The organism is Phytobacter sp. MRY16-398 (genome assembly GCF_003925915.1).
Taxonomy (GTDB): domain Bacteria; phylum Pseudomonadota; class Gammaproteobacteria; order Enterobacterales; family Enterobacteriaceae; genus Phytobacter; species Phytobacter diazotrophicus.
Genome location: NZ_AP018756.1, coordinates 4,516,499 through 4,530,162 on the forward strand (window position 1 = coordinate 4,516,499; position 13,664 = coordinate 4,530,162).

Annotated in this window: 10 protein-coding genes and 1 other annotated feature; of the genes, 5 read left to right on the forward strand and 5 right to left on the reverse strand. The window is 52.7% G+C overall.

The window, feature by feature from the left end:
- From dnaX to MRY16398_RS22210, 3 genes are all read right to left on the reverse strand, one after another.
- Positions 1-1,941, reverse strand: a complete 1,941-nt coding sequence (dnaX, locus tag MRY16398_RS22200; protein ID WP_125125199.1) for a DNA polymerase III subunit gamma/tau — start codon at positions 1,939-1,941, stop codon at positions 1-3.
- Positions 604-668 (reverse strand) — a sequence feature (DnaX frameshifting element). Its footprint overlaps the gene before it by 65 nt.
- Positions 1,942-2,119: 178 nt before the next feature.
- On the reverse strand, positions 2,120-2,671 hold the full coding sequence (gene apt, locus MRY16398_RS22205) for an adenine phosphoribosyltransferase (RefSeq protein ID WP_047371543.1): 552 nt from the start codon (positions 2,669-2,671) through the stop codon (positions 2,120-2,122).
- A 151-nt stretch (positions 2,672-2,822) separates the two neighbouring features.
- Positions 2,823-3,200, reverse strand: a complete 378-nt coding sequence (locus MRY16398_RS22210; RefSeq protein WP_125125200.1) for a DUF454 family protein — start codon at positions 3,198-3,200, stop codon at positions 2,823-2,825.
- 69 nt (positions 3,201-3,269) lie between these two features.
- Between MRY16398_RS22210 and priC the strand changes: the two genes are divergently transcribed.
- Together priC and rsmS are read left to right on the forward strand one after the other, a co-directional pair.
- Positions 3,270-3,797 (forward strand): primosomal replication protein N'', encoded by a 528-nt coding sequence (priC, locus tag MRY16398_RS22215; RefSeq protein WP_041852460.1) that lies wholly within the window; start codon positions 3,270-3,272, stop codon positions 3,795-3,797.
- A gap of 14 nt (positions 3,798-3,811) precedes the next feature.
- The gene (gene rsmS / locus MRY16398_RS22220; protein ID WP_064572426.1) at positions 3,812-3,964 is read left to right on the forward strand and encodes a pleiotropic regulatory protein RsmS; all 153 of its coding nucleotides are present in this window, start codon (positions 3,812-3,814) and stop codon (positions 3,962-3,964) included.
- Between the two features lie 146 nt (positions 3,965-4,110).
- On the opposite strand, the gene mscK is transcribed toward rsmS, so the two are convergent.
- Both mscK and acrR read right to left on the reverse strand, forming a co-directional pair.
- Complete coding sequence (gene mscK, locus MRY16398_RS22225) at positions 4,111-7,464, reverse strand: mechanosensitive channel MscK (protein WP_079497642.1); 3,354 nt, start codon at positions 7,462-7,464, stop codon at positions 4,111-4,113.
- A gap of 125 nt (positions 7,465-7,589) precedes the next feature.
- Positions 7,590-8,243 (reverse strand): multidrug efflux transporter transcriptional repressor AcrR, encoded by a 654-nt coding sequence (gene acrR / locus MRY16398_RS22230; RefSeq protein WP_125125201.1) that lies wholly within the window; start codon positions 8,241-8,243, stop codon positions 7,590-7,592.
- A gap of 141 nt (positions 8,244-8,384) precedes the next feature.
- Here acrR and acrA point away from each other — a divergent pair, with 141 nt between their 5' ends.
- From acrA to tomB, 3 genes are all read left to right on the forward strand, one after another.
- Positions 8,385-9,581, forward strand: coding sequence for a multidrug efflux RND transporter periplasmic adaptor subunit AcrA (gene acrA / locus MRY16398_RS22235; RefSeq protein ID WP_041852462.1), 1,197 nt, complete (start codon positions 8,385-8,387; stop codon positions 9,579-9,581).
- A gap of 22 nt (positions 9,582-9,603) precedes the next feature.
- The gene (acrB, locus tag MRY16398_RS22240) at positions 9,604-12,753 is read left to right on the forward strand and encodes a multidrug efflux RND transporter permease subunit AcrB (RefSeq protein ID WP_125125202.1); all 3,150 of its coding nucleotides are present in this window, start codon (positions 9,604-9,606) and stop codon (positions 12,751-12,753) included.
- Positions 12,754-13,273: 520 nt separating this feature from the next.
- On the forward strand, positions 13,274-13,648 hold the full coding sequence (gene tomB / locus MRY16398_RS22245) for an Hha toxicity modulator TomB (RefSeq protein WP_041852464.1): 375 nt from the start codon (positions 13,274-13,276) through the stop codon (positions 13,646-13,648).
- The last annotated feature ends 16 nt before the right edge of the window (positions 13,649-13,664 follow it).

The window sequence follows — 13,664 nt, forward strand, 5'->3', positions numbered from 1 at the left end:
TCAAATGGGACGAATACTCTCTTCATCCAGATCCGCATCGAAGAAGCGTTGCAGTGTCTGAATGTTGTTATCCGTAATAATCGCCTCGCGCGCCTGCGCAAGTTTCTCTTCATATATGGCCTGACGCCATTCCAATGGCGTGCGCACCGCCGGATTATCATCTTCAATGATAGTCAATTCAACCGTGTTGCCATGTAATGCCGAAAGCGCGTCCGCCAGCGTTTTTTGCGCAGACGGCGAATTCAGGTGCCGCTGAGCAGAACGTAAATGCAGGCAAATTCGGCTCTCATCCTGCTCTTTCCAGGCGTTGAGCGCCACCTGTTCAACCAGTTTTGGCAGGGTGAGTTGGCTGATTTCCGCCGCCCAGGCATCACGCTCAAGCGACTCTTCGGCCAGTTTCTTCGACAACTCCGGCGTTTTTTCGTGCTCAAGCGCTTTTTTTAGCGCCTTCGGCGTGGCTACCGTCTCTTTCACCTCTTCGGTGACAGTTGTCGCTTTCCAGCGGTAGGCCTCTTTTTTTACCGCAGCCTCTTCATGTGAAGAAGATGCCGGGCGCGACTGCACGCGCTCGGTGACTGACGCCAGTCTCTCCAGCGCGCTATTGTTCACCGGCCGCGCGCGGACTGCGGCTGCCGGTTCACTCTTTTTTGTTTTGTCCGCTCCCTGAGCGCGCTGCAATTGGCGACGGGCCGCCAGCACCTGGCTGGTGGCATCGGGCAGAGCGACATCATGTTGCGGCTGCTGTTGCGGCTGCGATGGCGCCGCCTGCACCGGAACCTGCGCCGAATTCAACACCGCAGCAGGCGCGGCTGGCGCGAAAGAAGCCTGGGGCGCATCCGGCACCGTTAATGGCTCACGCGGATGAAACGCCAGCGCACGCAGTAGGGTCATCTCCATACCCATACGTCTGTCCGGCGCATACGGCAACTCTTTGCGGCCAATGAGCAGCGTCTGGTAGTAGAGCTGCACATCGCCCGGTGGCACTATGCGCGCCAGTTCCCGCATGCGTTGTTCAATGGGTGCCATATCGCTGCCGAGCGCCGCAGGGCTGAGCTGAACCATGGCGATGCGGTGCATCAGCGTTTGCATCTCCACCAGCAGGGCTTCCCATTCTACACCACGGGAGGCAGCCTCATTTACCAGCGCCATCGTCCGTTCGCCGTCAGCAGCCACAAGCGCTTCAATCAGCGCCAGCGCCTGGTCGTCATTGAGCGTCCCGAGCATCGTGCTGACAACTTGCGCAGTCAGTTGCCCATCACCGCTGGCAATTGCCTGATCGGTAAGGCTCAGCGCATCGCGCAGGCTGCCGTCTGCGGCGCGGGCCAGCAACTGGAGCGCACGCAATTCGTGGGGAATACTTTCGGCATCAAGAATGTGTTCAAGCTGCTGACGGATTTGATCAACGTCCAGCGCTTTAAGATGAAACTGCAGACAACGCGACAGAATCGTCACCGGCAATTTTTGCGGATCGGTCGTCGCCAGCAAGAATTTGACGTGCTCAGGCGGCTCTTCAAGCGTCTTCAACAGGGCGTTAAAGCTGTGGCGCGAGAGCATGTGCACTTCGTCAATAAGGTAGACCTTGAAACGGCCGCGCGCGGGGGCGTACTGCACGTTATCCAGCAGGTCACGGGTATCTTCGACCTTGGTGCGGGATGCCGCATCAATTTCGATTAAGTCAACAAAGCGCCCCTGTTCGATTTCCCGACAGCTATCGCACACGCCGCAAGGCGTCGCCGTGACACCTGTTTCGCAATTCAGCCCTTTTGCCAGCAGTCGGGCAATAGAGGTTTTACCGACGCCACGCGTACCGGAAAACAGGTAGGCATGATGGATGCGTCCTGAGGATAAGCCGTTCGCCAGTGCGGTCAGCACATGCTCCTGGCCGACGACGTCAGCAAAAGTTTGGGGTCGCCATTTACGGGCTAAGACCTGATAACTCATTGGCAGGCTCTGAAACGCTGGAGGTGGATTAATAGGGGGGAATGCTATCACAACCTCACTTAATCAGCGAGGTTGTCTCTTAGTGACGGACAGCGCACTGTAACCGGAACGTACACGGAGTACGTGAGGATTACGAGCACTGCCCGGCGCTAAAATGACAAATAAAGCAGTCTGATAATTAATGCCCCGGGAATGGCACCAGACTAAAGCAGGTCAGCCCCTGTTTTTCCAGACGTTGTTCACCGCCCAGATCGAACAGGTTAATGATGAATGCTGCATCGGTCACTTCGCCACCCAAACGGCGGATCAGTTTTACGGTTGCTTCGATGGTGCCGCCGGTCGCCAGCAGATCGTCAACCACAAGGACTTTATCGCCAGCCTGGATCGCATCGATGTGGATCTCCAGCTGATCGGTACCGTATTCCAGTTCGTAGCTTTCCGCGATGGTTTCACGCGGCAGTTTACGCGGTTTACGTACCGGTACAAAGCCAACACCCAGGCCTAACGCAACCGGTGCGCCGAACAGGAAGCCACGCGCTTCTGTACCTACTACTTTCGTGATCCCGGCGTCTTTGTAGCGTTCAACCAGCAGTTCAATGCTGAGAGCGTACGCTTTCGGGTCTTCCAGCAAACTGGTGACATCACGGAACAGGATGCCCGGCTTCGGATAATCCTGAATGCTTTTGATGCTGTTTTTGAGAAATTCAAGCTGCTGCGCAGTCGCTGTCATGGATTTTTGCCTGATAGAAACGGTGTTACTCACGGCGCACACTGAGGTTTCGCATGTAACCTGCGGTTAACATTTAACCAGTCGCGCCTGTGCTCGAAAACGCTCGAATTTACTGGCAGAACGCGACAATTGCAACTTCCATCGGTGAGCTTTATGGTTTTTGTTGCTTTGCGTCAATCACGGGCAGTCGCCACATAAAAATCAGCAGGCAAGACAAAATAACCAGCAGCAGCAATCGCACCCATATAATCTTCACCATCCACAGCGAAATGGCGAACGTGACCACTATCACGGCGATGGCCCGGGGTTTGGCGCCAGGCGGCATCGCTTTATAGGTTTGCCAGTGACGCAAATAGCCACCAAACCAGGAACGGTACAATAACCACTGATGAAAACGGGGCGACGAGCGCGCAAAGCACCAGGCGGCCAGCAGAATAAACGGCGTGGTCGGCAGCAATGGCAAAACGACGCCGAGAGTACCCAGCACTACCGCCAGCCAGCCAATGATGATTAAAATAGTCCGTTGCATAGTGCGAATCATTATCATTGATGAGCGGCTAATGTAGCATAGTCGGCGTCATTTACAGGGGAGATAATCGTGAGAAGCGCGTTGCTTTTACAGGCTCTGGAACAAAAGCTGGACGAGCTGGCGCGACAAATCGCTCCTCAGGCAAAGCACGCCACGGTGAGCCCACGTTTTGATCGTCATCTGTTCCGCACACGTAGCACCACAATGGATGCCTGCCTGCAAGAAGCCCGGCACAGTCTGAGCGCGCTTCGCCATGCCGTCGACGCACAGCAAATCGAGCAGGTGGCATGGCTTGCAGAGCACCTTGGGGCACAGATTGCCGCCCTGAGTCGCGAATCGGCCTCATGGTCGCTGCGTGAGTGGGATAATTCCGCGCCCGGCATTCAAAAATGGCAGCGTAAGCGACTGCAACATCAGGAATTCGAACAACGTCTGATGGCGATGAAACGTGAGCGGGAAACGCGTCTGGCAAAGGTCGAAACTTTCGCCGAACAGCAGCAATTACATAAAGAAATCACCGCATTTGAAGGCAGGCTGCGCCGCTGTCGCGAGGCGCTGGATAATATTGAGCGGGTGCTGGCGCGCCTGACACGTTAACCCGAGGAGAGAGTATGTCGCTGGAAGATGCACCGGATGAGGTCAAGCTGGCGGTCGATCTGATTATGCTGCTGGAAGAGCATGCTATTGCGCCGGAAACCGTGCTCAAAGCGCTGGAAATTGTGCAGCGGGATTTTGAACGCAAAGTGAGGGAGCGTGAGGGTTAAGCCTGGTGCGGCCTGATGCCCTCACCCCGGCTATCACGAGGAGAGGGAGAAAACCGTAGCCCGGAACAGGCGGTCACGCCGCCATCCGGGAATAATCCCCGGTGGCGCCAGCGCTTACCGGGGCTACGACAAGAGAGATATCTGAATCAACTCTGCGCAGGCGTCGGATCGTCGCCTTTCAGCTCGCGCTTCACTTCCGTATGCTCGTCACCGCTCGCATTGCGTAAATGCACTTCCAACTGGTTAAAGGCGATATTGATGTTATTTTCACGACACAGTCTGTCGATCGTGCGGTTTAGCTCATCCACCGTATAGCTACGATCGCGCAGTTCACGTACATACAGACGCAGTTCATGATCCAGCGTACTCGCGCCAAAGGTGGTAAAGAACACCGACGGCTCCGGATCGTGCATCACCTTCGGATGCTCCATCGCCGCTTTTAACAATACCTCTTTCACCTTATCCAGATCGGAGCCGTACGCCACGCCCAGACGGATGACCACGCGGGTAATGGTGTCTGACAGCGACCAGTTGATCAGACGTTCGGTCACAAACGCCTTGTTGGGAATAATGACCTCTTTGCGGTCAAAATCGGTGATCGTGGTGGCACGAATACGGATCTTACTTACCGACCCGGAGAAAGTGCCGATGGTGACGGTATCGCCAATACGCACCGGACGTTCGAACAGGATAATCAGGCCGGAGACAAAGTTACCGAAAATCTCTTGTAAACCAAAACCCAGACCAACCGAGAGAGCTGCCGCCAGCCATTGTAGTTTGTCCCATGAGACACCCAACGACCCGAACACCGTCATCGCACCAACGGCAATGATGACATAGTTCAGAATGGTGGTAATGGCGTAGGACGCCCCCTGGCGCATGTTCAACCGCGAAAGAACGATAACTTCCAGCAAACCGGGTAAGTTACGAATTAGCGCCCAGGCCACCACCGTGGCAATTAAGGCAAACAGCATGCTCCCCATGGTCACGCTTTTTACGGCGGCGACGCCTGCTTCCGTGCCGTTGTAGTGCCACAGGACAACGCTGTCCAGGTAAGCGAAAACGGTGATCAAATCCGACCAAATCGCCCAGAACACGACGCCAAAGAGGGCGATCATCAGCAACATGGTAATACGTAATGTCTGCTGGTTGACCTGCTCCAGGGCTATACCCGGCTCTTCCTGCGGCTCAGCGCCTTCGGCCCCTTCTTTTATCAGGTTCTGGCGGCGGGCCAGCGCACGACGGTAAGCAATACGACGCGCGGCAACGCTCAGGCCACGCAACACAGTCTGGTAAAGCAGGTTCCAGAGGATGACCAGATAGACAGTTTCAATCCAGCGTCCGGACAGGCGCAGCGTTGTATAGAAATAGCCAGTTGCCGTCAGCACCATCAATGCTATCGGAACAATCGCCAGAACGGTGATGGTGATAAGACGAATGCTATGAGACTCTTTATCCCGCCAGCTTTCCCGGAACATCGGCCATACCAGCCCGGTGATGACCAGCAAGTTAAGCAGGATCACCGTTTGTCCAAGCACATCATCCATCAAGTGCAGTGGCGAAAGCTCAGAGACCACGGACCAAAAATGGAGTGGCAGCAGCGCAAGGCTGATGCGCACAATCTGCCGACGCCAGTGGCTGGTCAGTTGTTCCGGCATGTTGAAGTGGTTGACCGCCACGCCGTCTTTTTCCAGCACCTTCCAGCACAGGCCAAATACCAGCCAGAATACGGTCAGTTTTTTACTGAACGCCCACAGCAATTCACTGATATTGAGCTGCATCGTCAGTAAAATGAGGCCGATAGCCAGAATGATCAGGCAGACTGGCAGCGCGCGAATGAGATCAATAAGAATCGCTTTCGGCGTATGTAACTGACTGTCATTGCGTAACTGGCCTACCTGGGTCGCAAGACGCGCCTGATAGCTGCGCAACCAGCCAAGACGCCAGCGAATTAAGCCAGCAATCAGTAACAGGGGTAGGCCTGTGAGAAAAGCAATGGCCACCGCAGGCCAGGCTTTTTCCCAGTTACCGGTGATTTTCATTTTGCTTATCTGGTCTTTCAGCGCCTGTGGGAAAGATTTAACCCAGTCCCCGTCCATTGGCTTGTTGCTGTTTACCCAGAAAATTTGCTGCGTCAGGATCTCCTGAAGGCTTTTCGACACGCTCATCAGTTGCTGCTGATTAACCTGCAGGTTAATCGCCATCATCAGCTGATTACCAAGCTGCTTATTCAGTTGATCGAGCAGTTCACGACGCATATCCACGACTTGTAACAGCGCGTCATGCACTTCGTCGTTAACCTCACTCGAATGCCCCTCTTCCAGTTTTGCCACGAATGCATCGCTCTGGAAAAGGGCATCGCGCTGTTGGTTGACTTCAAACTGCTCCAGACGCAGGTCCGCAATGCGGTTGGTCATGTCTTCAAGCTCATCAGCGGAAGGGAGCGTTTGTTGTTGCTGATAAAGGATACGCGACAGCAGCAAGCTGCCTTTAAGTACTGAAATCTGCTCTTTCACGTTGCGCTCAGATTGCAGCGCGCGGTCAAGCCAGTTTTTTACTTTGATGTTTTGTTGCACCAGCGAGTTACCGTTTTCTGTCGCGGTAATAAGCTTCTGGCTAAGCTGGTGGTTAACGTCCAGTTCCTGCTTCACTAACGGCATCGCCTGGATACGCGCGGTTTCATCCGGCGTTACGGCTTCCTGGGCGGTTTTTTCTGTCAGCGTCAGCCGCTTGTTATTGACGGCTTCCTGCAACAGTTGCAGTTGATGTTCAAGGCGATTGCTGTTCGCAGTAGTGTAATCACGCTGTTTCTGCAGCGTGTCCTGCAACGTAGTATTACCTTCGAGACTCTTACGCAACTGTTCGATTTGCGCATTCAGCAATGCCTGTTGAGCAAGTAAAAGTGTCTGCTGCGTCGGACGCAGAGCCCCCTCACCTGCCGCCGTGCCATTAAGACGATTGCGGATTTGCTGTAACTGTTGCGAAGCTGTGTACATGGAACTTTGCACACGCTCCGGCTGTGTCTGTAACGAGACTAACTGGCTGTTATAATTCGATAAATCGTTCTGAGCCGTTTGTAAGTCATCCAGTAACTGTGCCACGCGCGACTCAAGCTGGCGCAGAGAAAGCGTTGCCAGCGTTTTGCGCGTTTCATCGTCGTTATCTTTATCACTGAGTGCATTGAGAGCATCAGTCGCCTGACGCAGTTTGTCCGGCGCCTGGGTGATTTTCTGTTTTAAGAGAACAGTTTCCTGCTTAACCCGTTCTATTTTGTCCAGAACATCCAGGGTTTCCGTTAAATCCTGAATAACAAGTTTATCCGTAGCGGTGGGATCTTTTTGCTTATTCAGAGCGTCGAGCTGACTCTGGACATCGGAGCGAGCGGGTAAGTCGTTGTTTGTCGGGGCCGCGAAGGCACTGCCTGTAATAAAGGCAAGGACAAAAAACAGCGCGGCAGCCAAAACCGGGAGCGCACTTTTTGAGCGTGTGGATTGCAGCATCATTTGCGTGATTAATCTGTGAACAGGAAAGATGGCCGAAGCTAGCCACGCGCGAAGAATATCACGCCGTGAAGTTACAACCTAGTAACGTAATGTTAGCAGTCGCTTTTTCCGCTCATTCTGACTCAGGCTGAAAGGTCTGACGCTTTATTATGCAGCGTTGGACAAAACTGGCACATCTCCAGTAATATCGCGACATAGTCTCGGGCTTCTTTCTTTAAATCAAAAGATTGGGGCGAGAAAAGCCAATTCTCCATCACACCGGAAATATAGGCACGCATCAGTACTGCCGTCCGGCGGGTGAGTAAGCTCTCAGGAAGCAATTTGGCTTTAATGCACTCATTAAGTGTATGCTCGATGCGGTCGTAACTCTCCAGGCACAAATTACGCTGCGCCTCTTGCAAGACCGTCATTTCGCCAACAAACTCACACTTGTGAAAAATGATTTCCATCATGAGTCGGCGACGCTCTTCGACTACGGTTGCTTCAAGGATATAGACCAAAATTTCCCTTAAAACTGACAGTGGATCGTCAGGGAATTTTGCCCGATACTCAGTTTCGAGATCGCTGATGCTGGATTCTGACAGCGCCCAGATTTCACTGAATAAATCCGACTTATTTTTGAAGTGCCAGTAAATCGCACCACGGGTTACCCCCGCTGCCTGTGCAATATCTGCCAGTGAGGTCGCTGATACGCCCTGCCGGGAGAACAAACGCAAGGCCACATCAAGGATGTGCTGGCGTGTCTCTTGTGCCTGCTGTTTGGTTTTTCGTGCCATATGTTGGTGAATTGACAGGAGTCAGATTTACATACATTTATGAATGTTTGTACCATAGCATGACGATAATATAAACGCAGCAATGGGTTTGGGACATTTGATCCATTGATCAATTTGAAATCGGACACTCGAGGTTTACATATGAACAAAAACAGAGGGTTAACGCCTCTGGCGGTCGTTCTGATGCTTTCAGGCAGCTTAGCGCTTACAGGATGTGATGAAAAACCCGCTCAGCAGGGTGCTGCGGGTCAGGCGCCAGAAGTCGGCGTCGTCACGCTAAAAACAGAACCTCTGCAGATCACAACCGAACTTCCAGGTAGAACCAGCGCGTTTCGCGTTGCGGAAGTCCGTCCTCAGGTCAGTGGCATTATTTTAAAGCGCAACTTCACAGAAGGTAGTGATGTAGAAGCGGGTGTCTCGCTTTATCAGATTGATCCGGCCACTTATCAGGCTTCTTATGAAAGCGCGAAAGGCGATCTGGCAAAAGCGCAGGCTGCGGCAAATATCGCACGCATGACCGCTGCCCGTTATCAGAAATTGTTGGGTACCAAGTACATAAGCCAACAAGATTATGATACCGCTCAGGCTGACGCACAGCAGGCCGATGCGGCTGTCGTTGCGGCAAAAGCCGCGGTTGAAACCGCGCGTATCAACCTTGCTTACACCAAAGTCACCTCTCCGATCAGCGGCCGTATTGGTAAATCGTCCGTGACCGAAGGTGCGCTGGTGCAGACCGGGCAGACAACCGCGCTGGCAACCGTTCAGCAACTCGACCCGATCTACGTTGATGTTACACAGTCGAGCAATGACTACCTGCGGCTGAAACAGGAACTGGCGAACGGCACGCTGAAACAGGAAAACGGTAAAGCGAAAGTCGAGCTGGTGACCAACGACGGCACGAAATACCCGCAGAGCGGTACACTGGAGTTTTCTGACGTCACTGTTGATCAAACTACCGGTTCTATTACCCTGCGCGCCATTTTCCCGAATCCGGATATGACGCTGCTGCCAGGTCTGTTCGTACGCGCGAAACTCGAAGAAGGCACTAATCCTAATGCACTGCTGGTTCCACAGCAGGGTGTGACCCGTACCCCGCGTGGTGATGCTACCGCGATGGTCGTAGGTGAAGGCGATAAAGTCGAAATCCGTAAACTCACCGCGACTCAGGCCATTGGCGATAAATGGCTGGTGACAGATGGCCTGAAAGCAGGCGATCGCGTGATTGTGACAGGCCTTCAAAAAGTAAGACCCGGTGCGCAGGTAAAAGCACAGGAAGTGACCGCTGAGAATAAAGAGCAAGCCCAGGCCGGCGCGCAGTCACAGCCGTCTAAGTCTTAACTTAAACAGGAGCCGTTAAGACATGCCAAATTTCTTTATTGATCGCCCCATATTTGCCTGGGTGATCGCCATAATCATCATGCTTGCGGGGGGACTGGCGATCCTGAAGCTGCCTGTCGCGCAATATCCAACGATTGCGCCACCGGCAATTCAGATCAGTGCGTCCTACCCAGGTGCTGATGCAAAAACGGTGCAGGATACCGTTACGCAGGTTATCGAACAGAACATGAACGGTATCGATGGCCTGCTGTATATGTCCTCCACCAGTGACTCCTCTGGTACGGTACAGATCACCATCACCTTTGACTCTGGTACCGACGCGGATATCGCCCAGGTACAGGTGCAGAACAAACTGCAACTGGCAATGCCATTACTGCCGCAGGAAGTTCAGCAGCAGGGTGTGAGCGTTGAGAAGTCGTCCAGTAGCTTCCTGATGGTTCTCGGTATGATCAGTACCGATGGTTCCATGACGCAGGAAGATATTGCCGACTACGTGGGCGCCACCGTGAAAGACCCGGTCAGCCGTACCAAAGGTGTGGGTGACGTACAGCTGTTCGGTGCGCAATATGCAATGCGTATCTGGATGGACCCGAACAAACTGAATAACTTCCAGTTGACTCCTGTTGATGTCATTACGGCTATTAAAGCGCAGAACGCCCAGGTCGCAGCAGGTCAGTTAGGTGGGACGCCGCCGGTGAAAGGCCAGCAGTTGAACGCCTCTATCATCGCGCAGACACGTCTGACCTCCACGGAAGAGTTCGGTAAGATCCTGCTGAAAGTTAACCAGGATGGTTCGCAGGTTCGTCTGCGTGACGTGGCAAGAATTGAGCTGGGCGGCGAAAACTACGACGTTATCGCCCGCTACAACGGTCAACCCGCATCCGGTCTTGGTATCAAGCTGGCAACCGGCGCGAACGCGCTGGATACCGCAAACGCGGTGCGCGCCACTATCGCCAAACTGGAGCCGTTCTTCCCGCACGGGCTGAAAGTGGTTTATCCGTACGATACCACCCCATTCGTTAAGATCTCGATTAACGAAGTGGTGAAAACGCTGGTTGAAGCGATCGTACTGGTATTCCTGGTTATGTACCTGTTCCTGCAGAACTTCCGCGCAACGCTGATTCCAACCATCGCGGTGCCAGTCGTCCTGTTGGGTACCTTCGCCATACTGTCAGCATTTGGTTACTCGATAAACACCCTCACCATGTTTGGTATGGTGCTGGCGATAGGCTTGCTGGTGGATGACGCCATCGTCGTCGTAGAGAACGTTGAGCGTGTCATGTCCGAAGAGGGCTTGCCGCCAAAAGAAGCCACGCGTAAGTCCATGGGCCAGATTCAGGGCGCGCTGGTCGGTATCGCGATGGTTCTGTCGGCGGTATTTATCCCGATGGCCTTCTTCGGTGGTTCTACCGGTGCGATTTACCGTCAGTTCTCTATCACCATTGTTTCAGCAATGGCGCTCTCTGTGCTGGTAGCGTTAATCCTGACGCCAGCGCTCTGTGCGACCATGCTAAAACCGATTGCCAAAGGCGATCACGGTGAAGGCAAGAAAGGTTTCTTTGGCTGGTTTAACCGCGTATTTGATAAGAGCACGCACCACTATACCGACAGCGTAGGTAACATTCTGCGCAGTACGGGGCGTTACCTGCTGCTCTATGTTCTTATCGTGGTTGGCATGGCCATCCTGTTCGTTCGTCTGCCAAGTTCGTTCCTGCCAGATGAAGACCAGGGTGTGTTCCTGACTATGGCGCAGCTTCCGGCGGGCGCGACGCAAGAGCGTACGCAGAAAGTGCTGGATGAAGTGTCGAAATACTACCTGGAAAACGAAAAAGATAACGTGAACTCTGTGTTTACCGTTAACGGCTTCGGCTTCTCCGGGCGTGGTCAGAACACCGGTCTGGCGTTCGTGTCGCTGAAAAACTGGGATGAACGTCCGGGTGAGAAGAACAAAGTACCGGCGATTGCAGGTCGTGCAAGTGCGCACTTCTCGCAAATTAAAGATGCGATGGTCTTCGCCTTTAACCTGCCAGCGATCGTTGAACTGGGTACGGCGACCGGCTTTGACTTCCAGCTGATTGACCAGGCGAACCTGGGGCATGACAAGCTGATGCAGGCGCGTAACCAGTTGTTCGGCGAGATTGCACAGCATCCGGATCTGCTGGTGGGTGTGCGTCCGAACGGCCTGGAAGATACGCCGCAGTTCAAAATCAATATCGACCAGGAAAAAGCACAGGCGTTGGGTGTCTCCTTAAGTGACATCAATACCACGCTTGGCGCGGCATGGGGCGGCAGCTACGTCAACGACTTCATCGACCGTGGTCGCGTGAAGAAAGTGTACGTTATGTCTGACGCGAAATACCGTATGCTGCCGAGCGATATCGGTAACTGGTATGTCCGTGGGGCAAGCGGCTCGATGGTGCCTTTCTCTGCCTTTGCGACGTCGCACTGGGAGTACGGCTCTCCGCGTCTGGAACGCTATAACGGTTTGCCATCCATGGAAATCCTCGGCCAGGCTGCTCCGGGTAAAAGTACCGGTGAAGCAATGGCGATGATGGAACAACTGGCCGGTAAACTGCCGACGGGTATTGGCTATGACTGGACAGGTATGTCTTATCAGGAACGCTTGTCAGGTAACCAGGCGCCTGCGCTGTACGCCATTTCCTTGATCGTGGTGTTCCTGTGTCTGGCGGCCCTGTACGAGAGCTGGTCAATTCCGTTCTCCGTTATGCTGGTAGTTCCGCTCGGGGTTGTTGGTGCGCTGCTGGCCGCGACCTTACGCGGTCTGACTAACGACGTTTACTTCCAGGTGGGCCTGCTGACAACCATTGGCTTGTCGGCGAAGAACGCGATACTTATCGTCGAATTCGCCAAAGATCTGATGGATAAAGAGGGCAAAGGGCTTATTGAAGCGACCCTGGAAGCGGTACGTATGCGTCTGCGTCCAATCCTGATGACCTCGCTGGCGTTTATCCTTGGGGTTCTGCCGCTGGTTATCAGTACGGGTGCAGGCTCCGGTGCGCAGAACGCCGTAGGTACCGGTGTAATGGGCGGTATGATTACCGCGACGGTACTGGCAATATTCTTCGTTCCTGTGTTCTTTGTGGTGGTGCGCCGCCGCTTTAGCCGCAGAAGTGACGATGTTGAGCACAGCCATAAGGTTGAGCAACACTGATAGTCATGAATGAAAAAGGCCGCGAAAGCGGCCTTTTTCTTATTCGCTGTTCTGATCATTAAAAGTACGTATTGTCTCTTCGTTTATTTTGTGCAGTCGTAATAGCGTACAGAATTAATACTCCATTAGGAGAACACCTTATATCCTTAGGTAAAATTCTTAATTATCTGGTACAATCAGTTTAAGTAAGAATATTCCTGGTAATTAGTGATTCTGGAATATTTAAATAACCTTAAATATCCAGCACCATTGACTAACCTAATGAAGAATAAGGAAAGTTTTGATTTCGATGTCGGAAATTCTCACATAAAACATGATAATAAACTGCGCGATCCCTCCATTTTCGGAGAGCAAAACGCGATAATTGTAATTTTTCGTAATAGCGCAATGAAATCTTTTTAAGACTGGCTTATAGTTAAATCAATGAGGAAAAGCAGCATATGCTGCTGGTCAGATCAGACGTTTCCACCCCGGAGCAGTGTTCAGTGAGTAAAAAAAGCGACTCAGAAGGGGATGTGTTATGGACGAATACTCGCCAAAAAGGCATGATATCGCGCAGCTTAAATTTCTCTGCGAAACGTTGTACCATGATTGTCTCCTGAATCTTGAAGAAAGCCATCATGGATGGGTTAACGATCCTACTTCGGCAATCAATTTGCAGTTAAATGAGTTGATTGAACATATAGCAACCTTCGCACTTAATTATAAAATTAAGTATAATGAAGATAATAAACTGATTGAGCAGATAGACGAATACCTTGATGATACGTTTATGCTGTTCAGTAGCTACGGTATCAACACACAAGACTTGCAGAAATGGCGTAAATCGGGAAACCGATTGTTCCGCTGTTTCGTCAATGTGAGCAAGGCTAACCCTGTTAGTCACTCCTGTTAAATATTTCAACCAGTAA

Coding starts and splice junctions, on each gene's coding strand:
- dnaX (WP_125125199.1), bottom strand. CDS start 1,941: ATGAGTTATCAGGTCTTAGCCCGTAAATGGCGACCCCAAACTTTTGCT.
- apt (WP_047371543.1), bottom strand. CDS start 2,671: ATGACAGCGACTGCGCAGCAGCTTGAATTTCTCAAAAACAGCATCAAA.
- MRY16398_RS22210 (WP_125125200.1), bottom strand. CDS start 3,200: ATGCAACGGACTATTTTAATCATCATTGGCTGGCTGGCGGTAGTGCTG.
- rsmS (WP_064572426.1), top strand. CDS start 3,812: ATGTCGCTGGAAGATGCACCGGATGAGGTCAAGCTGGCGGTCGATCTG.
- mscK (WP_079497642.1), bottom strand. CDS start 7,464: ATGCTGCAATCCACACGCTCAAAAAGTGCGCTCCCGGTTTTGGCTGCC.
- acrR (WP_125125201.1), bottom strand. CDS start 8,243: ATGGCACGAAAAACCAAACAGCAGGCACAAGAGACACGCCAGCACATC.
- acrA (WP_041852462.1), top strand. CDS start 8,385: ATGAACAAAAACAGAGGGTTAACGCCTCTGGCGGTCGTTCTGATGCTT.
- acrB (WP_125125202.1), top strand. CDS start 9,604: ATGCCAAATTTCTTTATTGATCGCCCCATATTTGCCTGGGTGATCGCC.
- tomB (WP_041852464.1), top strand. CDS start 13,274: ATGGACGAATACTCGCCAAAAAGGCATGATATCGCGCAGCTTAAATTT.